A 26478-nucleotide genomic window follows, 5' to 3' on the forward strand; every position below is an offset into this window, starting at 1 on the left:
AAAGTGGTGGAAAAGTTAACAGTCATTTCAAATGAACAGATTGCAGATCGCATTTATGAATTGAAAGTAGCTGGACCGGTTGTTGGATCATTAAAGCAACCGGGGCAGTTCGTGCATATTAAAGCAGGACAAGGTACACAACATATGTTGAGACGTCCGATTTCAATTTGTGAAGTGGATCAAGCAAACGAAAGTTTTACGATGTTGTTTCGTGCTGAAGGGGCAGGGACTCAGAAAATAGCAGCATTGCGTCAAGGGGATGAATTAGATATTTTAGCGCCTCTTGGCAATGGCTTCCCAGTTGAGAAAGCACAGAAAAAAGCATTGCTCGTTGGTGGCGGTATTGGTGTGCCACCGCTTTACGAACTCTCAAAACAGTTGAATGCACGTGGTATTGAAACAGTGCATGTGTTAGGTTTTCGCTCACAAAAAGATGTGTTTTATCAAGCGCAATTTGAAGCGTTAGGAGAGACGCATATTGTGACAGAAGACGGATCATTAGGAACACAAGGTTTTGTGACGACTGTCATTGACAAGCTGCCAGTAGATTATGATATTTATTACACGTGTGGTCCGAAACCGATGTTAAAAGCACTAGTTGAGCTGTACACATTGAAAGATGTACCCGGTTATATCTCACTAGAAGAGCGTATGGGGTGTGGTGTCGGTGCATGTTACGCATGTGTATGCCACGTACCAGACAGCCCAACAGACTATGTCAAAGTATGTACAGATGGACCAGTATTCGAAAAAGGAACGGTGATACTATGAGTCGTTTGAACGTTGAAATTCCGGGCTTGTCACTTAAAAATCCAATTATGCCTGCGAGTGGATGCTTTGCCTTTGGTGCAGAGTACAGTCAGTTTTATAATTTGTCTGAACTTGGTGCGATCATGATTAAAGCAGCAACGAAAGAAGCACGCTTTGGTAATGAGACACCACGTGTTGCAGAAACAGATAGTGGAATGATTAATGCGATTGGCTTACAAAACCCGGGTGTACATCATATTTTAGAGCATGAATTGAAGGCATTAGAACACTATGATGTACCGATTATTGCCAATGTTGCGGGGTCTGTGGAAGAAGATTATGTATATGTGGCAGAGCATATTTCAAAAGCACCGAATGTCAAAGCACTGGAATTGAATATTTCATGTCCTAATGTTAAAGAGGGGGGCATGCAGTTCGGTGTGGATCCACAAGTAGCAGCGGAATTAACACGTAAAGTGAAGGCGGTCTCATCAGTACCTGTCTATGTGAAGTTATCACCAAATGTGACGAATATCGTGGAGATGGCGACGGCGATTGCAGAATACGCAGACGGCTTAACGATGATTAACACATTGGTAGGATTGCGTATTGATGCAAACACAGGTCAACCGATTATTAACAATATTATTGGTGGTTTGAGTGGTCCTGCCATTAAACCAGTATCATTGCGCATGGTTTATGAAGTGCGTAAAGCATTGCCTGACATGCCAATTATTGCTATGGGTGGCGTGCAAGATGTGCAAGATGTTATTGATTTTATCTCAGTTGGTGCGGATGCGGTTGCTGTTGGTACGGCAAACTTCCAAAATCCAATGGTGTGTAAAGAGATTATTGACGACTTGCCAGCACGCTTGGATGAACTTGGTGTCCACCACATTCATGAACTCAAAGGACGCACACAAGGAGGGCGTAGTTAGATGAAACAAACACCGATTATCGCATTGGATTTTGCGACGAAAGACGAAGTGATGACGTTTTTGGCGAAGTTTGACACGCCGTTGTTTGTGAAGGTCGGTATGGAGCTATTCTATCAAACAGGTCCGGCGCTACTAGAGGAAATCAAACAACAAGGACATGACATTTTCTTGGACTTGAAACTTCATGACATTCCTAACACAGTAGGCAAGGCGATGGCGGGACTAGGTCGTTTGAATGTCGACCTTGTGAACGTGCATGCGGCAGGCGGCTCAGTGATGATGCAGCGTGCCGTAGAAGGATTACGCAGCACCAACCCTGAGACGAAAATTATTGCGGTGACACAACTGACATCGACAACAGAGGATCAATTGCATCATGAACAGAAGATTGATATGTCGATGGAAGAAGCGGTGTGTCATTACGCAAAATTGGCGCAAACGTCAGGGTTGGACGGTGTGGTATGTTCACCACTTGAAGCAGCTGCGATTACAGCACACTGTGGTACGTCTTTCTTGAAAGTGACACCAGGGGTGCGTCCGGCGAATGCAGCTGTGAACGACCAGAAACGTGTGACGACACCGGAGCAAGCAAGACAGCTCGGGTCAACGCATATTGTTGTAGGTAGACCGATTACGCAAAGCAGTGATCCGGTCGAAAGTTATCATCAAATTACAGAAAGTTGGTTAGGCGAATAATGGTAAAATCAATTGCACAATCATTATTAGATATTGAAGCAGTATCTTTATCACCCAATGATATGTTTACGTGGAGTTCGGGAATTAAATCACCTATATATTGTGACAACCGCGTTACGTTAGGTTTTCCAGAAGTGCGCGAAGCTATTCGTGACGGTTTAATTGAATTGATTGAACAGCACTTCCCAGAGGTAGAAATCGTCTCAGGAACAGCAACAGCAGGTATTCCTCATGCGGCATATGTATCGGATAAAATGAACTTGCCGATGAACTATGTGCGTTCAAAAAGCAAAAGCCACGGCAAACAAAATCAAATTGAAGGCGCGAACAGCAAAGGGAAAAAGGTCGTTGTGATTGAAGATTTAATTTCAACAGGGGGTTCTTCGATTACGGCAGTTGAAGCATTGCGTGAAGCAGAGGCAGAAGTATTAGGGGTTGTTGCCATCTTCACTTACGGTCTACAAAAAGCAGATGTGATGTTTGGTGATGCAAAAGTGCCATTCTACACATTAAGCAACTATGATGAATTGATTGAAGTAGCAGAAGCACAAGGTAAAATTACTGCGAACGATATTGAAACACTTGTATCGTGGCGCAACCAATTATAGTACACATATGTAAAAAAACGCTAAACACATGAATAGACAATGTGCTTAGCGTTTTTTAGGTGCTGTTTTACTGTTTTTCAGGTAAGGCAAGTTGGAAGTTAACACCGAATTTATCTTGAACCCATGCAAATTCACGATATTGTGGTGGCATAGCTGTTTTTGGTATAAGAATTGCGCCACCGTCTTTGAGACCGTTAAACAAGCGTTCCATTTCGAATACATCTTTGACTGTTACGTACATGGACATGGCAGGTGTCATATCAATCGGTGTGCCATTAATATTATCAATTGCCATAAAGGCTTGATTGTTCAAGGTGAAAATAGCGTGTTGGACTTTACCTGCTTGTTCAGGAAGACTGTCATCATATTTCACCATTGTGATAATCTCGCTGTCTTCAAATAATGATGTGTACTTGTGAATGGCTGCTTCTGCATCGCCATTAAACATTAGAAATGTCGTAATTTTAGGGGTTTGCATACACTTGCTCCTTTATTGTTTATTGTCACTGAATAGGCTTATGCTTTTACTTCTGTACATAACCCGTTACAATAAAGTTAAATCGTTTATGGAGGTTATGACTTATGATTAGCATGAATTTTGTATTGCCTATTTTAGCGATGTTAGTCGTACTGGGTATTGGATGGCTTTTTGTACGCTGGTACTTAAGATAAAAATTAAGATGACGTGTGTTTCAACGCTTGGATTTTATCATAATCCGGTGTTGCATAGCGCGTTTTCTGATTATCATATGTGACAAAGCCAGGCTTAGCACCGCTTGGCTTGTGCACATGACGAATTTGCGTGTAGTCAACAGGGATTTGTCCGGATTGACCCGCTTTTGAAAAGTATGCTGCAATCATCGCAGCTTCATCAATTGTCTGTTCAGATGGTGCATCGTTGAGTATGACAACATGGCTGCCCGGAAAATCTTTCGTATGAAACCAATAATGTGATTTTTGTGCACGCTTGTTCGTTAGATAATCATTTTGTTTGTTATTTTTACCTACGAGAATAGTGTCGCCATCTGTTGATTGATACGTTTGTAACTTAATCGTCGTTGATTTCTTGCGCTTATGTTGTTTACGTTGACGAATATAACCTTGTTCTGCCAATTCTTCGCGTATTTCATCAATGTCATCTACTGTGATGTGTGCCAATTGTTGTTCAATGTTCTCGAAGTACTGTATATTTTCTTCTGTTAATGCCAATTGATGCGTGAGTTCACGCTCACGTGTTTTCATACGGTTATACTGCTTGTAATAATATTGCGCATTTTCAGCAGGAGACTTCATTGGGTTCAACGGGATGGTTACTTGTTCCCCCGTATAATAATTCAGTGCGTCTAACGTTTTGTCGCCTTGCTTCAATTGATAGATGTTCGCCGTAATCAGTTCACCATATAGTTGATATGTGTCTTTTTCTAAGGTGCCTTGTTGTTCATCAATCAACTTACTGCGCTTGTTTTGATACTTCTGTAATAGTTGTTGGACAAGTTTCACAAGATCATTGGCACGCTGTTTAACACGTGCGCGTTCACCACGTGCATCGTAAAAGCGGTCGAGTAGCTCGTGTAACGAATCATACTGTACAACATCATCATCGAATTGTGACAATGTCATGAAGTAAAAATCTTCCTTGCCAGTTTCATGATTTTTGTGAAATACGGGAACGGGTGGTGCTTCCGTCGCTGCCATTACTTCGTCAAATGCTTCTGGTAACGTATGTGGCGTCATAAAGTGTTTTCTCGATATGATTTCTTTCGTGATTAAGGGAGAAAACCCTTCGAACGTCTGTAACAGTTGCCGATCGATACGTCCTGCATTAAAGTCAATCAGCGGCAATACGTCTATTCCCTTGTAATCATATGGATTGTGTTTATTTTGGGCAGGGGGACCTTCATATTGGAAGCCAGGCATGACCGTACGATATTGATTTGTATTCGGTGTTAGATGTTTAAATCCTTCAATAATTTTGTAATCTTTATTAACAAGAATCAGGTTGCTGTGCTTGCCCATAATCTCAAGAATTACAGTTCTAAAGATAGTATCACCGATTTCATCTGTACTCTCTACATCCATTTCGACGCGACGATCATTATCAATTTGACGTATTGCACGTAGAATACCACCTTCTAAGTGTTTGCGAAACACACGTGCAAACATCGGCGGTTCAAATGGATTATCATATTTTTTAGTTGTGAGATGGATACGTGCAAAGTTCGGATGGATTGACAACAGCAGTTGATGATTTTTGCGATTTTGTCGAATAATCATCAGCACGGTATCGTTTTCTGGTTGATTGATTTTATGGATACGTCCACCAACCAAACTTTGTAAATCAGCGACCATTTTTCTCGTAAAGAGGCCATCAAACGCCATAAGTTATTGCCACCTTTCAATCATTTCGTTCCATCATTATAGCATATCTTACACTATTGTCGTTTTTCTTGTATGACACAAAAAGCATAGGGTGTTGTAATACTCGCTCTATACAAGTGAAATCAACTTATGTTAAGATATGTTAATAACTAGAAGAATAACGTAGAAAGGTCGTTAGGCATGGATACTGAAAAAGGTTTACTTATCGTTCTGTCAGGCCCCTCTGGTGTGGGAAAGGGGACTGTTCGAAAACGCATTTTTGATGATCCCAATACATCTTATAAATATTCGATCTCGATGACAACACGTGATATGCGTGAGGGCGAACAAGATGGTGTGGATTATTTCTTTAAAACGCGAGATGCATTTGAACAACTCATTGAACAAGATGCTTTTATTGAATATGCGGAATATGTAGGGAATTACTATGGAACACCTGTTCAATATGTGAAAGATACCATGAATGAAGGACATGACGTGTTTCTAGAGATTGAAGTAGAAGGTGCCAAGCAAGTGCGTAAAAAGTTCCCAGATGCTTTGTTTATCTTTTTAGCACCTCCAAGTCTTGATCATCTCAAAGAACGCTTGATTGGACGTGGAACAGAATCATCAGACAAGATTCAGCGACGTGTAGACGAAGCGCGCAAGGAAGTTGAAATGATGAATCTGTATGATTACGTCGTTGTGAATGATGAAGTAGACTTAGCGAAGGATCGCATTCAGTCGATTGTGGAAGCTGAACATCTGAAACGTGAACGCATAGAAGCAAAATATCGAAAAATGTTATTGGAGGCTAAAAAGTAATGTTATATCCACCGTTACATCAATTACAAAATAAAGTGAATTCAAAGTATTTAATCGCAACTACTGCAGCAAAACGTGCGAGAGAGATCCAAGAAAATCCAGATGGCTTATTATTAGATGCGTATACAAGTAAGAAAACAGTAGGTCGCGCACTTGAAGAAATGGCAGTGAGCAAGGTTGTGCCTAACGTAGACCTAAAAGATTATTAGAATATATGATAATTGACTTAGCTTGAGAAGAGGGCTAAGTCTTTTTTGGTGGTGGGATGATATGATGCGTCATTCCGCCTTTTTCATTTGCGTATACCAACTTGTGAAATCTCTAGCCAAATATATTATAATGCAGTTATGAGTTAAAGATCGGGAGTGAATTTATGAAGAACATTTTATTAGCGGTGACAGGCGGTATTGCCGCGTATAAAGCGATTGATTTGACGAGTAAGTTAACACAAGCAGGCTATGATGTAAGGGTGATGTTAACGGCGCATGCACAAGAATTCGTTCCGCCATTATCGTTTCAGGCAATCAGTCGCAATCCGGTGTATACAGATACATTTCTAGAACAAAATCCTGCAGAAATTCAACACATTACATTAGGTGATTGGGCAGATGCGGTCATTGTCGCACCTGCAACAGCAAATATGATTGCCAAGTTGAGTCATGGCATGGCTGATGATATAGTCTCTACAACAATACTTGCGACGGTAGCACCTAAATGGATCGCGCCGGCAATGAATGTTCATATGTATGAAAATCCACGTGTTCAAGAAAATATGGAGACTCTGAAGCAAGATGGTTATCATTTTATCGAGCCTGGAGAAGGGTTTTTAGCGTGTGGGTATGTGGCGAAAGGACGTATGGCAGAGCCGACAGAGATTATTGCTGCGTTAGAGCAACCAGCACACGTTCGTACTGATAATTATTTTACGAATAAGAAAGTATTAATTACTGCTGGTACGACAATAGAGGAAATTGATCCTGTTCGTTATGTAGCAAATCGTGCGTCAGGTAAGATGGGTTATGCGATTGCAGCTGCGTTAGTAACTTATGGTGCGGAAGTAACACTCGTGTCTGGTCCAACATATATCACACCGCCAGAAGGAGTCACATTCGTATCTGTAACAAGTGCACAAGAGATGTTTGAAGCGGTAGTAGAACGTTATGCGCACCAAGATATTGTGTTCAAAACTGCTGCCGTGTCTGACTACACACCAGTGACTAAGTTTGCACATAAGGTTAAGAAACAAGAAGGGAACTTAACGGTTGAATTCAAACGTTCTAAAGACATTTTAAAATATCTGGGTGATCATAAACAACATCAAAAACTTGTTGGCTTTGCGGCTGAAACACACGATATTGCCCATTATGCACAAGGGAAGTTAACACGTAAAAATGCGGATGTTATTATCGCAAACAATGTAGGTGACCTTTCGATTGGCTTTAATTCGAATGAAAATGAAGTGACAATGTATTTTAAAGATGGAGAAGTTCAACCACTAGCCAAAGCAGGAAAAGCTGAATTGGCATACCAGATTTTGAATGCATTAGAAAGTAGATGGCATGTATGATTGCACAAGTTATCGTAGACGTTGCCGCCAAAAGTGTGGATAGAACGTTCGATTATCTTGTTCCAGAAGATTTACAAGAGGTGATACAACCAGGTGTGCGTGTGCTTGTGCCATTCGGTCCACGCAAAATTCAAGGTTATGTGATGCATCTTGTATCAGATGATGAAACAGAGATTGAATTGAACCGTTTGAAGCCTATCTATGAAGTCAAGGATATTCAACCTGAATTAACTGAAGAACTAGTCAAGCTCAGCGAATGGTATAGTCACTATTTCGTGGCAAAGCGTATTTCAGTCTTAGAAGCGATGTTACCGAGTGCAGTGAAAGCGAAATACACTAAGGCTTTCGAAATAGTTGATGCTGAAGCGATACCAGAAATGTTGTTGCAACGATTCGACAAAGAAGGGCGTTATGCATATAAAGCGGCGCAACAAAATGAAGACGTTGCTTCTTTATTAAACTTGCTGAAACGTGGTGCAGTGAAAGAAGTGACAATCTTGTCTCAGCATACATCTAAGAAGACACAACGGGCAGTACGTGTGATTCGTCCTGATTTGGGTGACAGTATGTTGTTAGATTTAGAAAAGCGACCAAAACAGTATGATGTGCTAGCTTTTTTATTGGATGAACGACATCGTGATGTCACGCTGCATGAATTAAAAGAGATAGGTTTTTCAACATCTGCTATCAACACGCTAGAACGCAATGGTTTTATTGAGAAGTACGATGCAATTGTAAAACGTGATCCGTACGCTGGGCGTGTTTTTGAACAAGAGACGAAAAGAGCATTGACTGACGAGCAACGTGTGGCATATGAAGCAATTAATGAAGCAGTTGCAGCACAACAAGCGAAGACTTTTTTATTACATGGTGTGACAGGCTCTGGTAAAACAGAAGTATATTTACAGATTATTGATCAAGTGCTTGAACGTAATCAAGAGGCGATGATGCTTGTACCTGAGATTGCATTAACGCCTCAGATGGTTCAACGTTTTAAAAGTCGGTTTGGTGATGAAGTCGCTGTGCTACACTCAGGACTGTCACATGGCGAACGATATGATGAATGGCAAAAAATTCGTGATGGTCGTGCGCGTGTGAGTGTTGGGGCACGTTCAAGTGTGTTTGCGCCATTTAAAAATTTAGGTATGATCATTATTGATGAAGAACATGAAGCAACATACAAGCAAGAAGATTATCCACGCTATCATGCAAAAGACATTGCAGAATGGCGCTGTCGCTATCATCACTGTCCACTCGTATTAGGCAGTGCAACGCCAAGCTTAGAAAGTTATGCACGTGCTACGAAAGATGTCTATACGTTGCTTTCCATGCCAACACGGGTGAATCAGCAGCCATTGCCGAAAATTAAAATTCGTGATATGCGTGAAGAACTTGCAAATGGCAACCGTTCGATTTTTTCAGAAGACTTAGCTGAAGCAATTGAGACGCGTTTGGATAAGCGAGAACAAATTGTATTGTTCTTGAATAGACGTGGCTATGCATCGTTTATGTTATGTCGTGATTGTGGACATGTACCGCAATGTCCGAACTGTGATATTTCAATGACGTATCATAAAACAACTGATGAATTAAAGTGTCATTATTGTGGTCATCATGAACCTGCGCCATTTCAATGTCCAAGTTGTGGAAGTGAACATATTCGACAGATGGGAACAGGCACACAACGTGTTGAGGAGCTGATACAGGCGCGCTTTCCGACGGCACGTATTATTCGAATGGATGTTGATACGACAAGTAAAAAAGGAAGCCATGAAAAGCTTTTGAAAGACTTTGGAGAGGGGAAAGGCGATATTTTACTTGGTACGCAAATGATTGCGAAAGGATTGGACTTTCCCAATATCACATTAGTTGGTGTACTCAATGCCGATACTATGTTGAACTTACCAGACTTTCGCTCAAGTGAACGCACGTATCAAATCCTAACACAAGTGGCAGGTCGTGCGGGGCGTCATGAGAAGCAAGGGGAAGTAATCATACAAACGTATAACCCTGATCATTATGCAATACAAGACGTACAAGCGAATGACTATCTTGCATTTTACAACAAAGAAATGACTGTCCGCCAGTTAGCAAAATATCCACCATATTTTTATTTAATTAACTTTACAATTACACATGAGAAGATGAAAGAGGCACTAAAAGCCGCTTCACATGTCCATCAAATCTTATTGCAACATCTGACAGATAAAGCGTTTATTCTCGGACCAGCACCTGCTGCTTTGTCGAGAATAAATAATGAATTTCGTTTCCAAATCTTATTGAAATATAAAAGTGAACCAGGCTTAATTGATGCGTTACGCTATTTAGAAGACTACTATCATGAACGCTATGAACAAGAAAAACTCGCATTACGCATCGATATCGGACCATATATGATGATGTAGAAGTTTGAGAGATATGGCAGAGATAAGAGGAGAATTTTACGAATAGACGAGGAGATTGTAAAGCATTTGGTCAAATATAATGAATATATCGAATTAGGTATATCTATCCTCAATTATTGAGCGTACTGGTAACTAATGAAGCTGAAATAGCCATAGACTGACATCAATTTTGCATCTCGCATATTTACGATAAAGGTTTTAATGAAATAAATGAGAGAAGCGCTACCATGTTGAAAAGAATATTTGCTAAATATATCTAGTGATTCCATAAAAATATAAAAAAGCGACAATGAAGTACACGAAATGTACGGAATTGTCGCTTTTTTAGTAGGAAAGAAAGAGAGGGGTGAACCCCCTCTTTTTTAATGTTTAAAATCAGTCTTCGCGTCTTTTCTTCTTACGACCAAATAGAAGTAATGAGCCTAGACCGGCAAACATTGCACCGAATGCTGCTGAGTTTGCAGATTTTTGACCAGTATCAGGTAATGCTTTCTTACTATCATGGTGGTCTTTTGCATTGTCATTGCCCGAATCAGCTTTAGGATTGTTGTCTGAATCGCTGTCGGAATCCGAGTCGCTGTCAGAATCCGAATCACTGTCAGAGTCCGAATCGCTATCAGAATCTGAATCACTGTCCGAATCCGAATCGCTGTCCGAGTCTGAATCGCTGTCCGAATCCGAGTCACTGTCGGAATCCGAATCACTGTCAGAATCTGAGTCACTGTCCGAGTCCGAATCACTGTCCGAGTCCGAATCGCTATCAGAGTCCGAGTCGCTGTCGGAGTCCGAATCGCTGTCAGAATCCGAGTCGCTGTCGCTATCCGAGTCCGAATCACTGTCCGAGTCCGAATCACTGTCGGAATCTGAGTCACTGTCCGAGTCTGAATCGCTGTCAGAGTCCGAGTCGCTATCAGAATCCGAATCACTGTCAGAATCCGAATCGCTATCAGAATCCGAGTCTGAATCGCTGTCCGAGTCTGAGTCACTATCCGAATCCGAGTCGCTATCGCTATCAGAGTCCGAGTCGCTGTCCGAGTCCGAATCGCTGTCAGAATCTGAGTCACTGTCCGAATCTGAATCGCTATCAGAGTCAGAATCGCTATCAGAGTCAGAATCGCTATCAGAGTCTGAGTCGCTATCAGAGTCCGAATCACTGTCGGAATCCGAGTCGCTGTCCGAGTCCGAATCACTATCCGAGTCTGAGTCACTGTCAGAATCCGAGTCGCTGTCAGAGTCCGAATCGCTATCTGAGTCTGAGTCACTATCTGAATCTGAGTCGCTATCGCTGTCCGAGTCTGAATCGCTATCAGAGTCTGAATCACTGTCGGAATCCGAGTCGCTGTCCGAGTCCGAATCGCTGTCGGAATCCGAGTCACTGTCCGAATCAGAATCGCTGTCAGAATCCGAGTCGCTGTCAGAGTCAGAATCACTGTCAGAGTCCGAATCGCTATCAGAATCTGAATCACTGTCCGAATCCGAATCGCTGTCCGAGTCTGAATCGCTGTCCGAATCTGAATCGCTATCAGAGTCTGAGTCGCTATCGCTGTCGCTGTCAGAATCAGAGTCGCTATCAGAGTCAGAGTCGCTGTCAGAGTCTGAATCGCTATCCGAGTCCGAATCGCTATCAGAATCCGAGTCACTGTCGGAATCCGAGTCGCTGTCGGAATCCGAGTCACTGTCCGAGTCCGAATCGCTATCCGAGTCAGAATCGCTATCAGAATCCGAATCGCTATCAGAATCCGAGTCGCTGTCAGAATCCGAATCGCTGTCAGAATCCGAATCACTATCTGAGTCCGAATCGCTGTCCGAGTCAGAGTCACTGTCGGAATCCGAGTCGCTGTCGGAATCCGAGTCCGAATCGCTATCAGAGTCTGAATCGCTATCCGAGTCCGAGTCGCTATCAGAATCCGAATCGCTATCCGAGTCCGAGTCGCTATCCGAGTCCGAGTCGCTATCCGAGTCCGAATCACTGTCCGAGTCAGAATCGCTGTCCGAATCAGAGTCGCTGTCCGAGTCAGAATCACTGTCCGAGTCCGAATCGCTGTCAGAGTCCGAATCGCTATCTGAGTCCGAGTCGCTGTCAGAGTCCGAGTCGCTGTCAGAGTCCGAATCGCTGTCAGAGTCCGAATCGCTGTCAGAGTCCGAATCACTGTCGGAATCAGAATCGCTATCAGAATCCGAGTCGCTATCCGAATCAGAATCGCTGTCCGAATCTGAGTCACTATCAGAGTCTGAATCGCTATCAGAATCCGAGTCGCTGTCAGAATCCGAATCGCTGTCAGAATCCGAGTCGCTGTCAGAATCCGAATCGCTGTCAGAATCCGAGTCACTATCAGAGTCCGAATCACTGTCGGAATCAGAATCGCTGTCGGAATCCGAGTCGCTATCGCTGTCCGAATCTGAGTCACTATCGGAATCCGAGTCACTATCTGAGTCCGAATCACTGTCGGAATCCGAGTCGCTATCGCTGTCCGAATCTGAGTCACTATCGGAATCCGAGTCACTATCCGAGTCAGAGTCACTGTCGGAATCCGAGTCGCTGTCCGAGTCCGAATCGCTATCCGAGTCTGAGTCGCTGTCAGAATCCGAATCACTGTCGGAATCCGAGTCACTATCCGAGTCTGAATCACTATCAGAGTCCGAATCGCTGTCCGAGTCTGAATCACTATCAGAGTCCGAGTCGCTATCCGAGTCCGAATCGCTATCAGAATCCGAATCACTGTCGGAATCTGAGTCACTGTCAGAGTCTGAATCGCTGTCAGAGTCTGAATCACTATCCGAGTCAGAGTCGCTATCAGAATCTGAGTCGCTGTCAGAATCCGAGTCGCTGTCAGAATCCGAATCGCTGTCCGAATCTGAGTCACTATCCGAGTCTGAGTCGCTGTCCGAATCAGAATCGCTATCGCTGTCAGAGTCTGAGTCACTGTCCGAGTCGCTATCCGAGTCAGAATCACTGTCAGAATCCGAGTCGCTGTCGGAATCCGAGTCGCTATCAGAGTCCGAATCGCTGTCAGAGTCAGAATCACTGTCAGAGTCCGAATCACTGTCCGAATCCGAGTCGCTATCAGAATCCGAATCGCTGTCGGAATCCGAGTCGCTATCCGAGTCAGAGTCGCTATCCGAGTCCGAATCGCTGTCCGAATCCGAGTCACTGTCCGAATCAGAATCGCTATCCGAGTCCGAATCGCTGTCCGAATCTGAGTCGCTATCAGAATCCGAGTCGCTGTCCGAGTCCGAATCGCTGTCCGAGTCTGAGTCACTATCAGAATCCGAGTCGCTATCCGAGTCCGAGTCGCTATCGCTGTCCGAGTCTGAGTCACTATCAGAATCCGAGTCTGAGTCGCTATCGCTGTCAGAATCCGAGTCGCTGTCGGAATCCGAGTCCGAATCACTGTCAGAATCCGAATCGCTGTCCGAGTCTGAATCACTATCCGAATCCGAGTCGCTATCGCTGTCGGAGTCCGAATCGCTGTCAGAATCAGAGTCACTGTCCGAGTCGCTATCAGAATCCGAGTCGCTGTCCGAGTCCGAATCGCTATCTGAGTCAGAGTCGCTGTCAGAGTCCGAATCGCTGTCTGAATCCGAATCGCTATCAGAATCCGAGTCGGAATCGCTATCCGAGTCAGAGTCACTGTCGGAATCTGAGTCACTGTCGGAGTCAGAATCTGAATCACTGTCAGAATCCGAGTCGCTGTCAGAATCCGAGTCGCTGTCAGAATCCGAGTCGCTGTCTGAGTCAGAGTCGCTATCAGAATCCGAATCGCTGTCAGAGTCCGAATCGCTGTCAGAATCCGAGTCGCTGTCGGAGTCCGAATCACTGTCTGAATCCGAGTCACTGTCGGAATCCGAGTCGCTGTCCGAGTCGCTGTCCGAATCTGAATCGCTGTCCGAGTCAGAATCGCTATCAGAGTCAGAATCACTATCAGAGTCTGAGTCACTGTCAGAATCCGAGTCGCTATCGCTGTCAGAATCCGAATCACTGTCGGAATCCGAGTCGCTGTCTGAATCCGAATCGCTATCAGAATCTGAATCACTGTCCGAGTCAGAATCACTATCAGAATCTGAATCACTGTCCGAGTCAGAATCACTATCAGAATCTGAGTCACTGTCAGAATCCGAGTCGCTGTCAGAATCCGAGTCGCTATCAGAATCCGAGTCACTGTCCGAATCTGAATCGCTATCAGAGTCTGAGTCGCTATCAGAATCACTGTCAGAATCAGAGTCACTGTCAGAGTCAGAATCGCTATCCGAATCTGAATCACTGTCAGAGTCTGAATCGCTGTCCGAGTCCGAGTCGCTATCAGAATCACTGTCAGAATCAGAGTCACTGTCAGAATCAGAATCGCTATCCGAATCTGAATCACTGTCAGAGTCTGAATCACTGTCAGAATCCGAGTCGCTATCAGAATCTGAATCGCTGTCCGAGTCCGAATCACTGTCGGAATCCGAGTCGCTATCAGAGTCTGAGTCACTATCAGAATCTGAATCGCTGTCCGAGTCTGAATCGCTATCAGAGTCAGAATCACTATCAGAATCCGAGTCGCTATCGGAATCTGAGTCACTGTCGGAATCCGAATCGCTATCCGAGTCACTGTCAGAATCCGAGTCGCTATCGCTGTCCGAGTCTGAATCGCTGTCAGAATCCGAGTCACTATCCGAGTCCGAATCGCTGTCAGAATCCGAGTCGCTGTCCGAGTCCGAATCACTGTCGGAATCTGAGTCACTGTCAGAATCCGAATCGCTGTCAGAATCCGAGTCCGAATCGCTATCAGAGTCAGAATCGTCTTTATAGAAGCCTGAGTCAATAGACATATCGTCTTCTTCAAGCGTTACTTTTACGATTTGATTATCTGAATCTTTTTCGTCATCAGTATTTGCATTAGGTGTTGTTGGTTTGAAGCCTTCCGGTGTTACGAATTCTACTGTGTAATCACCTGGTTTTAAATCTTCAAAGACATAACCACCATTTTCATCTGTTATTGTACGTTTGATTTCTTCACCTTTATCGTTCTTCAAGATAACTGTTACGCCTGAGATACCTTTTTCATCTGGATCTTGAACGCCATCTTTACTTGTATCTTCCCATACATAGTCTCCAAGTTTTAACTTAGGTACTTTATAGAACCCAGAATCAATTGTCATATTATCTTTTTGTAAGTCAACATTGACAATTGTACCGTCTGAATCAATCGTATCGTCAGTGTCCTTATTTGCAAGGGTAGGTGCATAACCATCAGGTGTCACGAATTCAACAGTATAGTTACCGCGTATGAGGTTTTCGAACATATAGTTACCATTTTCATCTGTTGTTGTACGCGAGACTTCAGTACCATCAGCATTTTTCAATACAACAGTAACATTAGGAATACCAGGTTCATTGCTATCTTGAAGTCCATCTTTGTTTGTATCTTCCCAGACTTTATCGCCAACTTTGACATCTTTTGTAATAAATGAGTTATGATAGAATTGACTATATTTCAATGTAATAGGGATTGATATACCATCATTTGGGACATAGTGATCCCAACCTTCACGATCCGGAATTGTTACGATCTTATAATTTGAACCTCTATAACCCTTAGGTGGTACAATTTCAATTGTATAGTTACCACGTTTCAAGTGAGGGAAGACATATTCACCGTGTGCCCACCAGAAGTCAACATCTTCTTCACCTGTCTTTTTACTACTTTCCACATCATTAGTGGTTGTACGTGCGATTTCCACACCGTTTTCATCTTTAAGGATGACTACAACATTTTCAACAAAATTGTCTCCGTCCTCCTTAGGATTGTGGATATCGTCGTCCTCCTTATCCCACAATTTACCGTCATCCTCACTATCGAAGTAGATAGTGCCATGTAAGAAAAAGTCATCTTTGACAAATCCTGAGTCGATTGTTAAGTCATCATCTACTAAATCTACTGGAACGATTAAACCATCTGAGTCTTTGTCTGGGTCTACTTCTGTACCGCTTCCAAAATCGTGTAGGCGTCCACGGACGGGTGTTGGGACATAGCCATTTGGCGTGACGAATTCTACTGTGTAATGTCCAGGATCTAGGTTATCAAATAAATAATGCCCATTTTCATCTGTAGTTGTACGTGAGATTTCATTATCTTGAGCATCTTTTAAGATAACTGTCACATTTGGTAAAGGTTTATCAAGAGATACATCTAGATTTTGGTCACCTAATCCTGCACCTTCACTGAAATATGGGTCATAAACCTCGCCACCATTCTGTTCACCTTCTTCCCATACAAGGTCACCAATTTTATATTTTGGTTTTTTATAGAATCCAACATTAATCGTGTCATTATTTTTATCAACATGTATGTTTACTGTTGTGCCATTAGTATCATTGTCAGGATTGTTATTTTGAGAAGATGGTGTTGGTTCATAACCAGCAGGGGGACTGAAAATGACAGTATAGTCACCTGGTGGAATATTTGTGAAATGGTATTCACCATTTTCATCTGTCTTTTTCGTTTCTATCGTAGTACCATTTTTGTCCTTAAGTGTAACAGTCACATTTGAAATGCCCGGTTCATCATCATTCAGGACACCATCTTTGTTTTTATCCTCCCAAACTTTATGACCAATAGTATAAGTTAATTTATAGAATCCAGAATCAATCGTCATATTATCTTCTTGTAAGTCAATATTGACAACTGTACCGTTGGAGTCTTTGGATTGATCATTGCCTTGGTTTGCAAGGGTAGGTGTATAGCCATCAGGTGTCACGAATTCAACAACGTAATGTGCAACAGTGACATCTTCAAAAAGGTAATGACCTTTGTTATCCGTTGTTGTCGTGCGTACAATGTTACCTTCATCATCTTTCAAATTAACTGTTACATTTGAGATGCCTTTTTCACCATCGTCTTGAATACCATTTTTATTAGTGTCTTCCCACACATAGTCACCAATATCAAATTTTGGTACTTTGTAGTAACCAGAGTCAATCGTCATGTCATCTTGAGTTAAGTGGACATTCACACGATATCCATCAGAATCTTTTGTATCGTCTGTGCCTTGGTTTTCTTTAGTTACGGTATAACCTTCAGGCGCAAAAAATTCTACAACATAGTCACCTTTTTGTAAGTTATCAAATAGATAATGACCTGATGCATCTGTAACCGTACGCTTGATTTCTTTGCCAGTATGATCATAAAGAAGAACTGTTGTATTTGGTAGAGGTGATTCATTATCGTCTTGAATACCATTTTTGTTGTCATCTATCCATACATAATCCCCAATTTTATATGAATACTTTTTACGATAGAACCCATAGTCAATCGACAAATTATCTTCGTCTAGGTAGACAGCTACATTTAAGCCATCTGAATTGACACTTTGATTAGGTATCGTTGGTTGATAGCCTTCAGGTGTGACGAATTCTACAATATAGTTCCCACGCTTCAACTTATCAAACGAGTAATGACCTGACTCATCTGTAGTTGTACGTTTAAGTTCATTGCCATTATCATCTTTTAAAATAACTGTTACGTTTGCAAGACCAGGTTCATCACTGTTTTGGATACCATCTTTGTTTAAATCGTTCCAAACAAAGTCACCAATAACAAGTGTAGATGGTTTTTTGAAAAAGCCTGAGTCAATAGAAACATCATCTTCTTCAAGATCTACGTCAACTTTGAGACCATCAGAGTCCAAATCATCATCTCCGCCTTGTTCTGCAAGTGTCGGTTGATAATTTTTTGGTGGAACGAATTGAACTGTATAGTGTCCAGCCTCTAAGTCTTCGAAAATATAATTACCATTTTGATCAGTTGTCGTACGTGTAATAACTTTGTCATCAGAATCTTTTAAGATAACAGTTACACCAGGTAAACCATGTTCATCTTCATCTTGTACGCCGTTCTTATTCTTATCTACCCAGACATAATCTCCAATTCGTAATGTGTCATCAACACGATAGAACCCAGAATCAATCGTTTTATCACTAGCAGTTAAATGAACGTTCACACGAAGACCATCGGAGTCAACATCATCGTACATTGAACCACCTGCATTCACAATTGTTGGCGCATATGATTTTGGTGGAACGAACTCAACAATATAATCATCAGGCTCTAAGTTATTAAAGGTATAAAAACCAAACTTGTCTGTTGTTTGACGTTTGAGGACATTACCATCTTTATCTTTCAAAATAACGGTAATACCTGCGATACCTCGCTCATCACTATCTTGAATACCATCACGGTTTTCATCATTCCATACGACATCACCAATGCTGTATGTTTCTGTGATCTTGTAGAAGCCAGAGTCCACAGTTAAATCATCTGAAGAAAGGTATACACTGACAGATGTACCATCAGAATCAACTGAAGTGTCAAAACCGCGATTAATACGTGTTGGTTTGTATCCTGCTGGCGTTTCAAATTCAACTGTGTACAAGTTTTTTGGTAAATCATTAAAAACATAATAGCCATCGCGATCAGTTTTAGTTCTTTCAATTTCTTCGCCGTATTCATTTCTTAAGATAACATTTACGTCGGCAATACCATCTTCATCTGGATCTTGAATACCATCACGATTTTCATCATTCCATACTAAATTACCGAGTTTATATAATTGTATGCTTGGAGCTGGTGCTACTGGTGGAGGTGTGCCACATCCACATCTTCTTGGATAATAGTAATAGCCTGTTGCTGCGTAATAATTACCTGCTGAACGGAATGGTGTGCCATAGTTACGTATTAGTTCATAGTAGCTAGGACCAACAGGTACACTATTCGTTGGGAAAGCATTACTTGCAATATCTTCTGTAGCAGCATAAAGTGCATTATTACCAGATGCAGCTACGCGATGAGTTGGTGCTACATTCGAATCATCAGCAGATTTATTTTCAATGTGTAAGGCTGTTTCATCAGTAACAGGTGAAACAGAGTTTGTTTTGTCTACATGTACAGTTTCTGCTGTTTGTTCATTATTTTCCAATGACGCTGTTGCTTCTTCTACTATTTTTGCATTTTCGACTGGTTTATCTGTATCAACTTTTGCTTCTGTTGATACTTCATCAATTAAAGCTGTTGCTTCTTCTGACTGAGCTAGTGTTGTGTCTACAGTTGTGCTATCTGTCTCTGGAGTTGTTGCCTCAACGTGATTCAAGTCTGAAGATACATCGTCAAGGTCATCCGCATTATCGCTAGCGACAGCTTCAGGATCTTGCTTGTCAATTTCATCCGCTAAGGCATCTTTACCTAATCCGAAAACTAAAGTAGTACCGACTAGAATGGAGGCGATACCAACAGTGAATTTTCGAATTGAGTACTTATTTAGCCGATTCGGAATAAAATCGTACTTCTTATTCATAAATACACCCTCTATACGATTATTTTTAGCGTATGTTCATACTGCTAAGTAGAGATTATACACTAATATTTTTATGAAAAGTGCATCTAAATTTAATTAAAATATTTATATAAATGTTATTTTGATATAGCAAATATTGTTGATACCTAATATTGCTTTTTGCTATTTTTTGTATGAGAGATGAATATGATTATAAAAGGGCGATGAGCAATTGATTTATCTACTATTTTGATATGATGAGATGAGTAAAACTGTCGTTATGTTTCAATTTAAGATATAATAAAATGATGAATTTTTATTGAGGAGTTGTGCGTCATGGCGATGAAAAAAATTTTAAATTATACAACGTCGAACTTACGACAAAAGGCTGCGCCGGTGACAAAATTTGACGAGCAATTGCCGTCATTAATTCAAGACTTAGAAGATACTATGTATGAAGCAGGTAGTCAGGCACTTGCTGCGCCACAGATTGGTGTGAACCAACAAGTTGCACTCATTGATATGGGTGAAGATGGGTTGTTACAGCTCATTAATCCTGAAGTTACATCGACTGGTGCTGAAACAGCGACAGAACTTGAAGGTTGCTTAAGCGTACCAGATCGATATGGAGAAGTAACGAGAAGTAGAGCGATTGTTGTGAAGAGTTATGACTTGCAAGGCAATCAAGTTGAGCTGACAGCGTATGATGATATTGCACGAATGATATTACATGAGATTGATACATTAAATGGTATTTTATTTATAGATAGAATGGATAGAGAAGTTTCAGCAGTAGAATTGGAGGCGTATTTAGAAGATGAGTAAAATAATCTTTATGGGAACACCAGATTTTTCAACGAAGGTATTAGAGATGTTAATTGACACAGAAGAAGTCGTTGCTGTTGTAACACAACCTGACAGACCTGTGGGACGCAAGCGCATATTGACACCTCCTCCGGTTAAAAAGGTGGCATTAGCACATAATATACCCGTCTATCAACCGGAAAAGTTATCAGGCTCAGAGGAACTAGCAACATTGATGACGCTCCCGTGTGACCTCATCGTTACAGCGGCATTTGGTCAATTGTTACCTGATAAATTATTAAATTATCCAACATACGGTGCTGTGAATGTGCATGCATCTTTATTGCCAAAATATCGTGGCGGTGCACCAATTCACCAAGCAATCATTGATGGTGAGGAAGAAACAGGTGTAACAATTATGTATATGGTCAAACAATTAGATGCTGGAGATATTATTTCACAACGGGCGATTCCAATTACGGATAGTGATAACGTTGGTACGATGCATGACAAATTGAGTGATCTTGGCACGACGTTATTGCGTGAGACACTCCCAAGTATTTTAGATGGTTCGAATACCCGTACACCGCAAGATGCCACTCAAGCGACATTTGCGTCTAACATTCAGCGTGAAGATGAATGCATTGATTGGACACAAGATGCACGTTCAATATTCAATCATATTCGTGGATTGGCACCATGGCCTGTAGCGTATACTAAGTTAGATAATAAAGTCATGAAACTTTATAGTGCACAAATCATACCTGATAAACAGGGGACGCCGGGGACGATTATTGAAACAACTAAAAAGCAGATGATTGTGGCAACTGGCTCAAATGATGCGATTGCCTTAACTGAGATTCAACTCGCAGGTAAGAAGCGCATGCCTGTAGCGAATTTCTTAAGTGGTGTACAAGAAACGCTTGTTGGGAAGGAATTACACACATGACATCAGTACGTGAATTAAGCTTTCAGACATTAGAAGCAGTGTTGAAAGACGGTGCATATAGCAATCTTAAAATGAATGAAGTACTACAAGAACATCCATTAAGTGTAGCCGATCGTGGTCTTTACACAGCGCTTGTCTATGGAACGTTAAAACGCAAGTTAACGTTGGATTTCTACTTGAAGCCTTTCATTAAGACGAAAATTAAAGGCTGGGTTCGACGTCTACTATGGATGAGTATGTATCAATATATTTATATGAATAAAATTCCAAAACATGCATTGATTAATGAAGCGGTGAATATTGCCAAAAAAAGAGGCGGTAAGCAAACGGGGAATACGGTGAATGCTATTCTGCGTCAAGTCACGACACACCCATTGCGAGATATTGAAGCGATTAAAAATAAAGAAGAGCGTTTGTCGATATGTTACAGCTTACCAACATGGATTATTCATCATTGGATAACGCATTTCGGTGAAGAAACTACAGAAGCTATGGCGGCACAGATGTTACAGCCAGCAGTTCAAACGGTACGTGTAAATCGAACGAAGATAACAGTTGATGAGGCGATTGTACAGCTGACACAAGAAGGGTACCATGTCGTACAAGATGATGATATCGCACATTGTTTAATGGTAGAAGGACAGGGTGTTATGCAGTCGCAATTGTTTCAAAACGGTCTGATTAGCATACAAGATAAGAGTTCAATGTTTGTTGCTGAGATGATGGATTTGCAAGCAGGTGCACAGGTTCTGGATTGTTGTAGCGCACCAGGTGGTAAGGCTTGTCATATAGCGGAAATATTAAATGGTTCGGGCGAAATACAAGCAACTGATGTACATGAGCATAAGATTGGTCTTATCCAACATAATATTGATAAGTTAGGATTGACTAATATACAAACTTATCGACATGATGCAACAGAACCATATGAAGGTCAATACGATCGCATACTCGTTGATGCACCATGTAGTGGACTCGGTGTACTGCGTCACAAACCGGAAATTCGCTACACAATGACACCTGAGATTGTTGCTGAATTAGTCGATATTCAATTGCAAATCTTGGAGAATGTTGCGCAAAATGTAAAAAGTGGTGGCGAGCTCGTTTATTCTACATGTACAATAGAACAAATGGAAAACGAGAATGTGATATATACATTTTTGAAAAAGCATCCAGAGTTTGAATTTGCTATGATACGCGATCCAAGAAATGGAGAACAAGTGAAAACCTTACAATTATTGCCACAAGATTTTAATGCAGATGGCTTTTTTATAACAAAAATCAGAAGAAAGGATCAGTGAGATGATTACAGCAGAAAAGAAGAAAAAGAACAAATTCTTACCTGATTTTGAGAAACAATCGATTTATTCTATGCGTTTTGATGAGATGAAAGATTGGTTGACAGCGCATGGACAGCAAAGTTTTAGAGCTAAACAAATTTTCGAATGGCTGTATGATAAGCGTGTAAATCTGTTTGATGAAATGACGAACTTATCAAAGGACTTACGTCAATTATTAGCAGATAACTTTACAATGACCACTTTAACAACTGTTGTACGTCAAGAAAGCCGTGATGGCACGATTAAGTTTCTATTTGAATTGCAAGATGGCTATACGATAGAAACGGTACTGATGCGTCATGAATATGGAAACTCTGTTTGCGTGACGACACAAGTAGGTTGCCGTATTGGATGTACGTTCTGTGCGTCTACATTAGGTGGTTTGAAACGTAACTTAGAAGCTGGCGAGATTGTGTCACAAGTGTTGACAGTACAAAAAGCATTAGATGAAACTGATGAACGTGTATCTTCCATCGTCATCATGGGGATTGGTGAACCATTTGAAAACTACGATGAAATGATGGACTTCTTAAAAATTATCAATGATGATAATGGCTTGAATATCGGTGCACGTCACATTACAGTATCAACATCAGGTATTATTCCACGTATTTATGATTTTGCTGATGAAGCACTGCAGATTAATTTTGCGATTAGTCTGCATGCAGCGAATAATGATATTCGCTCACAATTAATGCCTATTAATCGCGCATATGATGTTAACAAGTTGATTGAGGCAATCGAATATTATCAACAAAAAACGAAGCGTCGCATTACATTTGAGTATGGTCTGTTCGGTGGTGTGAACGATCAGTTAGTGCATGCCCGTGAATTGGCAGCATTGATTAAACACTTGAATTGTCATGTGAACTTGATTCCAGTCAATCATGTACCAGAACGTAACTATGTTAAAACACCGAAAGAAGATATATTCAAGTTTGAGAAAGAATTGAAAAGACTTGGTATTAATGCAACCATTCGACGCGAACAAGGCGCAGATATTGATGCTGCTTGTGGTCAGTTAAGAGCGAAGGAACGAGAAGCAGAAACGAGGTAGAGAGCGATGTTAAACGCAGAACTTTATTCTATTACAGGGCATTATAGAGATCAGAACGAAGATGCCGCCGGTGTTTTTTACAATCAAACAGACCAACAACTCCTAGTCATGTGTGATGGTATGGGAGGTCATTTAGCAGGTGAGGTTGCTTCCCAATATGTCTTAGAAGCTTTACAACAACGTTTTGAGCATGAAAATTTAATTGAAGCACATCAAGCAGAGTCTTGGCTCAAAACCACATTACAGGACATTAACAGAGAACTGTATGCATTCGCACAGGACAATGAAGCATATGCAGGAATGGGGACGACATGTGTATGTGCGCTTGTCTTTGAGCATCATATTGTTGTTGCTAATATTGGTGATTCTCGCGCATATTTGATTAACAATCGTGAAGTAGATCAAGTGACGATGGATCATACATTTGTTAACCAGCTTGTTATGTTAGGTCAGATTACTGAAGATGAGGCTTTTCAACACCCCAAACGTCATTTCATCACGAAAGTCATGGGTACGGATAAACATGTCAAGCCGGATATCTATACGAGACGCACGAACTTTTATCAATATTTATTGCTGAATACAGATGGCTTGACGGACTATGTCACGAAGCAAGAGTTGCATGATTTGTTATGCCAACCGCAAGATCTTAAACAAGCAGGCGATGCATTGTTAGCGCGTGCAGAACAGAATGAAGCCAAGGATAATGTCTCGTTTATCCTTGTTGAGATTGCAGGTGATCCGGTATGATTGGGCGCAAGATTGGCGAACGTTATGAGATACAACAAGTTCTAGGCGGCGGAGGAATGTCCAAAGTCTATGGTGCGATGGATACGATTTTGAATCGTAAAGTTGCGATTAAACTGATTCATATTTCACCAAGTGAGAAACAAGCAACTATTGATCGGTTTGAACGTGAAGTACAGAATACAACACAATTGTCACATCCAAATATTGTTAGCGTACTAGACGTAGGGGAAGAAGACGATTGTTTTTATCTAGTCATGGAATATATTGAAGGTCCAACATTATCAGAATATATCAAAACGCATGGCGCACTTGAACCACAGAAAGCAATTGACTTTATTGAACAAGTGTTACAAGGGATTCAGCATGCACATGAACAAGGCATTGTGCATCGTGATATCAAGCCACAAAATATTATGATAGATGGACAAGATACTGTGAAAATAGTAGATTTCGGTATTGCGAAAGCGTTAAGTGAGACAACGATGACGCAAACGAATCATGTGATAGGAACTGTGCAATATCTATCACCTGAACAGGCTAAAGGTGAAAAAACAGGCGAACGGACAGATATTTACTCTATCGGTATCGTTTTGTATGAGATGTTAACTGGAGAGGCGCCGTTCAAAGGTGAAACAGCGGTAAGTATTGCAATTAAGCAAATTCAGGAACCTGTGCCGAACGCAACGGAAGCACATCCGAACATTCCACAAGCACTCAGTAATGTCGTATTGAAAGCGACTGAGAAAGAACAAGGCAATCGCTATAAGACAGTGTCTGAAATGGCATATGATGTAGCAACAACATTAGCACCGAGTCGAGCAAATGAAGCGGTATATGAGAAAGATGAAGCGATGACCAAAACCGTCGCACTAGATAAGACAGCATTGAAGCATCAACAAGAGCCCGCTAGAGCTAATGAAACAGCGAATATACCAAATAATGCGACAGCGGATATCCAACAATCTAAAGCGGCACCACGTACGCAACGAGCAGTTTATGCACAAGGAGTCCCAGCTAAAAAACGTTCACGCAAGAAGAAAGTTGTGATAGGGCTTGTGCTTTTATTCCTTTTTGTTGGACTTTTCTTTTTTGTTACTGCTGCATTGATGGGGAACAAATATAGCCAAGTGCCAGAAATTATTGGGCAAACAGAAGCAAAGGCGACACAATTATTAGCTGAGGAAAATCTAGAGGTAGGTAAGACTATAAGAGCGTATAGTGATAGATATGCTGAAGGACAAGTCATAAGTGTTAGCCCAGAACAAGGCACAAAAGTGAAACAAAAAAGTGCGGTAGATATGGTTATTTCCAAAGGTGAACACATCGAGAAAATGCCAGATTTAGTAGGACGACCTAAAGATGAGGCAGCAAAGATTTTAGCTGATTTTGGTTTTGAGAAAGTGACTTACACAACTGCTTATACACAAAATGAAATTGCGAAAGGGAATATTGAAGCACAGAGTATCGCACCTGGTACTGAAGTGTCTGTGAAAAAAGAAGAAGTTGTTATTACAGAATCACTCGGTAAGCGCAAAGTGTACGTAGATGACTATACGAACAAAGACATACGTACAGTTAAATCAGAACTTGAAGAAAAAGGATTAACAGTAACAGTGACAGAAGAACGTGAAGATGAGAAAGTGAAAAAGAATCATATTATTCAACAGACACCTAAGAAAAAAGAAGTTGAAGAGGGTACTGAAGTGAAGTTTGTGGTATCGACTGGTTCTGATGACCAAGATAAAGAAGATGATAAAGATACATCATCTGATACTTCAAAAGATAAAGAACAGCCGAAATATGATAAAACATACACGCAATCTGTTGTTATTCCATATTCAGGTAAAGATAATAAAGCACAAAAAGTTGAAATTTATGTAAAAGATAAAAATAATAGTGGCACAAAAGCACGAACATTTAATATCAAAGAAACGACATCACAAGTATTAAACTTTACGATTGCAGATGGTGGTACGGCAAGTTATCGAATCTTGGTAGATGGTAAAGAAATTGACAGTAATGAAATTAATTATGATGATTTCTAAAAAATAAAAAGTAAAACTATGTAGAAAACGTACTAAGATTAATAGTGAAATAATCTTAGTACGTTTTTTCAACG

Annotated in this window: 17 protein-coding genes; 14 read left to right on the forward strand and 3 right to left on the reverse strand. The window is 41.2% G+C overall.

Features of this window, described 5'->3' with window-relative positions; genetic code table 11:
* The first annotated feature begins 6 nt into the window (after positions 1 to 6).
* From NXS11_RS04745 to pyrE, 4 genes are read left to right on the forward strand one after another with little or no spacing between them, the layout of a single operon-like run.
* Positions 7 to 771 (forward strand): dihydroorotate dehydrogenase electron transfer subunit, encoded by a 765-nt coding sequence (locus NXS11_RS04745; protein WP_259199414.1) that lies wholly within the window; start codon positions 7 to 9, stop codon positions 769 to 771.
* The gene (locus NXS11_RS04750; protein ID WP_259199415.1) at positions 768 to 1688 is read left to right on the forward strand and encodes a dihydroorotate dehydrogenase; all 921 of its coding nucleotides are present in this window, start codon (positions 768 to 770) and stop codon (positions 1686 to 1688) included. Before NXS11_RS04745 ends, NXS11_RS04750 begins: the two co-directional genes overlap by 4 nt.
* A complete protein-coding gene (gene pyrF / locus NXS11_RS04755; RefSeq protein ID WP_259199417.1) occupies positions 1689 to 2384 on the forward strand; it encodes an orotidine-5'-phosphate decarboxylase in 696 nt (231 codons plus the stop codon).
* Positions 2384 to 2992: an orotate phosphoribosyltransferase gene (pyrE, locus tag NXS11_RS04760; protein WP_259199418.1), complete on the forward strand. Its 609-nt coding sequence runs from the start codon at positions 2384 to 2386 to the stop codon at positions 2990 to 2992. The genes pyrF and pyrE overlap by 1 nt, the downstream gene beginning before the upstream one ends.
* 67 nt (positions 2993 to 3059) lie before the next feature.
* Here the strand turns inward: pyrE and NXS11_RS04765 are convergent, their stop codons facing one another.
* Entirely contained in the window at positions 3060 to 3470 is a 411-nt protein-coding gene (locus tag NXS11_RS04765; protein ID WP_259199420.1) for a VOC family protein, read from the reverse strand.
* 197 nt (positions 3471 to 3667) lie between these two features.
* Positions 3668 to 5371: an Rqc2 family fibronectin-binding protein gene (locus NXS11_RS04770; RefSeq protein WP_259199422.1), complete on the reverse strand. Its 1704-nt coding sequence runs from the start codon at positions 5369 to 5371 to the stop codon at positions 3668 to 3670.
* A gap of 180 nt (positions 5372 to 5551) precedes the next feature.
* Here NXS11_RS04770 and gmk point away from each other — a divergent pair, with 180 nt between their 5' ends.
* The 4 genes from gmk (at position 5552) to priA (ending at position 10147) form a co-directional block, all read left to right on the forward strand.
* On the forward strand, positions 5552 to 6175 hold the full coding sequence (gmk, locus tag NXS11_RS04775; RefSeq protein WP_259199424.1) for a guanylate kinase: 624 nt from the start codon (positions 5552 to 5554) through the stop codon (positions 6173 to 6175).
* Positions 6175 to 6384 (forward strand): DNA-directed RNA polymerase subunit omega, encoded by a 210-nt coding sequence (rpoZ, locus tag NXS11_RS04780; protein WP_259199425.1) that lies wholly within the window; start codon positions 6175 to 6177, stop codon positions 6382 to 6384. The genes gmk and rpoZ overlap by 1 nt, the downstream gene beginning before the upstream one ends.
* Before the next feature lie 164 nt (positions 6385 to 6548).
* On the forward strand, positions 6549 to 7742 hold the full coding sequence (coaBC, locus tag NXS11_RS04785; protein WP_259199426.1) for a bifunctional phosphopantothenoylcysteine decarboxylase/phosphopantothenate--cysteine ligase CoaBC: 1194 nt from the start codon (positions 6549 to 6551) through the stop codon (positions 7740 to 7742).
* A complete protein-coding gene (priA, locus tag NXS11_RS04790) occupies positions 7739 to 10147 on the forward strand; it encodes a primosomal protein N' (protein WP_259199711.1) in 2409 nt (802 codons plus the stop codon). The genes coaBC and priA overlap by 4 nt, the downstream gene beginning before the upstream one ends.
* A 375-nt stretch (positions 10148 to 10522) precedes the next feature.
* Here the strand turns inward: priA and NXS11_RS11145 are convergent, their stop codons facing one another.
* Entirely contained in the window at positions 10523 to 19480 is an 8958-nt protein-coding gene (locus tag NXS11_RS11145) for an SdrD B-like domain-containing protein (protein ID WP_259199427.1), read from the reverse strand.
* Positions 19481 to 19795: 315 nt separating this feature from the next.
* Here NXS11_RS11145 and def point away from each other — a divergent pair, with 315 nt between their 5' ends.
* Genes def through pknB form a run of 6 tightly spaced genes read left to right on the forward strand, consistent with a single transcriptional unit; the run spans position 19796 to position 26404 of the window.
* A complete protein-coding gene (def, locus tag NXS11_RS04800; protein ID WP_259199429.1) occupies positions 19796 to 20284 on the forward strand; it encodes a peptide deformylase in 489 nt (162 codons plus the stop codon).
* Positions 20277 to 21212: a methionyl-tRNA formyltransferase gene (fmt, locus tag NXS11_RS04805; RefSeq protein WP_259199430.1), complete on the forward strand. Its 936-nt coding sequence runs from the start codon at positions 20277 to 20279 to the stop codon at positions 21210 to 21212. Before def ends, fmt begins: the two co-directional genes overlap by 8 nt.
* Positions 21209 to 22513, forward strand: coding sequence for a 16S rRNA (cytosine(967)-C(5))-methyltransferase RsmB (rsmB, locus tag NXS11_RS04810; RefSeq protein WP_259199432.1), 1305 nt, complete (start codon positions 21209 to 21211; stop codon positions 22511 to 22513). The genes fmt and rsmB overlap by 4 nt, the downstream gene beginning before the upstream one ends.
* 1 nt (position 22514) lies before the next feature.
* Positions 22515 to 23609, forward strand: coding sequence for a dual-specificity RNA methyltransferase RlmN (gene rlmN, locus NXS11_RS04815; RefSeq protein WP_259199434.1), 1095 nt, complete (start codon positions 22515 to 22517; stop codon positions 23607 to 23609).
* Positions 23610 to 23615: 6 nt separating this feature from the next.
* Positions 23616 to 24359, forward strand: a complete 744-nt coding sequence (locus tag NXS11_RS04820; RefSeq protein WP_259199435.1) for a Stp1/IreP family PP2C-type Ser/Thr phosphatase — start codon at positions 23616 to 23618, stop codon at positions 24357 to 24359.
* Entirely contained in the window at positions 24356 to 26404 is a 2049-nt protein-coding gene (gene pknB / locus NXS11_RS04825) for a Stk1 family PASTA domain-containing Ser/Thr kinase (RefSeq protein ID WP_259199436.1), read from the forward strand. The genes NXS11_RS04820 and pknB overlap by 4 nt, the downstream gene beginning before the upstream one ends.
* Positions 26405 to 26478 lie beyond the last annotated feature (74 nt).

This window comes from Staphylococcus americanisciuri (assembly GCF_024814435.1).
Classification (GTDB): domain Bacteria; phylum Bacillota; class Bacilli; order Staphylococcales; family Staphylococcaceae; genus Staphylococcus; species Staphylococcus americanisciuri.

Coding starts and splice junctions, on each gene's coding strand:
- NXS11_RS04750 (WP_259199415.1), top strand. CDS start 768: ATGAGTCGTTTGAACGTTGAAATTCCGGGCTTGTCACTTAAAAATCCA.
- pyrF (WP_259199417.1), top strand. CDS start 1,689: ATGAAACAAACACCGATTATCGCATTGGATTTTGCGACGAAAGACGAA.
- pyrE (WP_259199418.1), top strand. CDS start 2,384: ATGGTAAAATCAATTGCACAATCATTATTAGATATTGAAGCAGTATCT.
- NXS11_RS04765 (WP_259199420.1), bottom strand. CDS start 3,470: ATGCAAACCCCTAAAATTACGACATTTCTAATGTTTAATGGCGATGCA.
- NXS11_RS04770 (WP_259199422.1), bottom strand. CDS start 5,371: ATGGCGTTTGATGGCCTCTTTACGAGAAAAATGGTCGCTGATTTACAA.
- gmk (WP_259199424.1), top strand. CDS start 5,552: ATGGATACTGAAAAAGGTTTACTTATCGTTCTGTCAGGCCCCTCTGGT.
- rpoZ (WP_259199425.1), top strand. CDS start 6,175: ATGTTATATCCACCGTTACATCAATTACAAAATAAAGTGAATTCAAAG.
- coaBC (WP_259199426.1), top strand. CDS start 6,549: ATGAAGAACATTTTATTAGCGGTGACAGGCGGTATTGCCGCGTATAAA.
- priA (WP_259199711.1), top strand. CDS start 7,739: ATGATTGCACAAGTTATCGTAGACGTTGCCGCCAAAAGTGTGGATAGA.
- NXS11_RS11145 (WP_259199427.1), bottom strand. CDS start 19,480: ATGAATAAGAAGTACGATTTTATTCCGAATCGGCTAAATAAGTACTCA.
- def (WP_259199429.1), top strand. CDS start 19,796: ATGGCGATGAAAAAAATTTTAAATTATACAACGTCGAACTTACGACAA.
- fmt (WP_259199430.1), top strand. CDS start 20,277: ATGAGTAAAATAATCTTTATGGGAACACCAGATTTTTCAACGAAGGTA.
- rsmB (WP_259199432.1), top strand. CDS start 21,209: ATGACATCAGTACGTGAATTAAGCTTTCAGACATTAGAAGCAGTGTTG.
- rlmN (WP_259199434.1), top strand. CDS start 22,515: ATGATTACAGCAGAAAAGAAGAAAAAGAACAAATTCTTACCTGATTTT.
- NXS11_RS04820 (WP_259199435.1), top strand. CDS start 23,616: ATGTTAAACGCAGAACTTTATTCTATTACAGGGCATTATAGAGATCAG.
- pknB (WP_259199436.1), top strand. CDS start 24,356: ATGATTGGGCGCAAGATTGGCGAACGTTATGAGATACAACAAGTTCTA.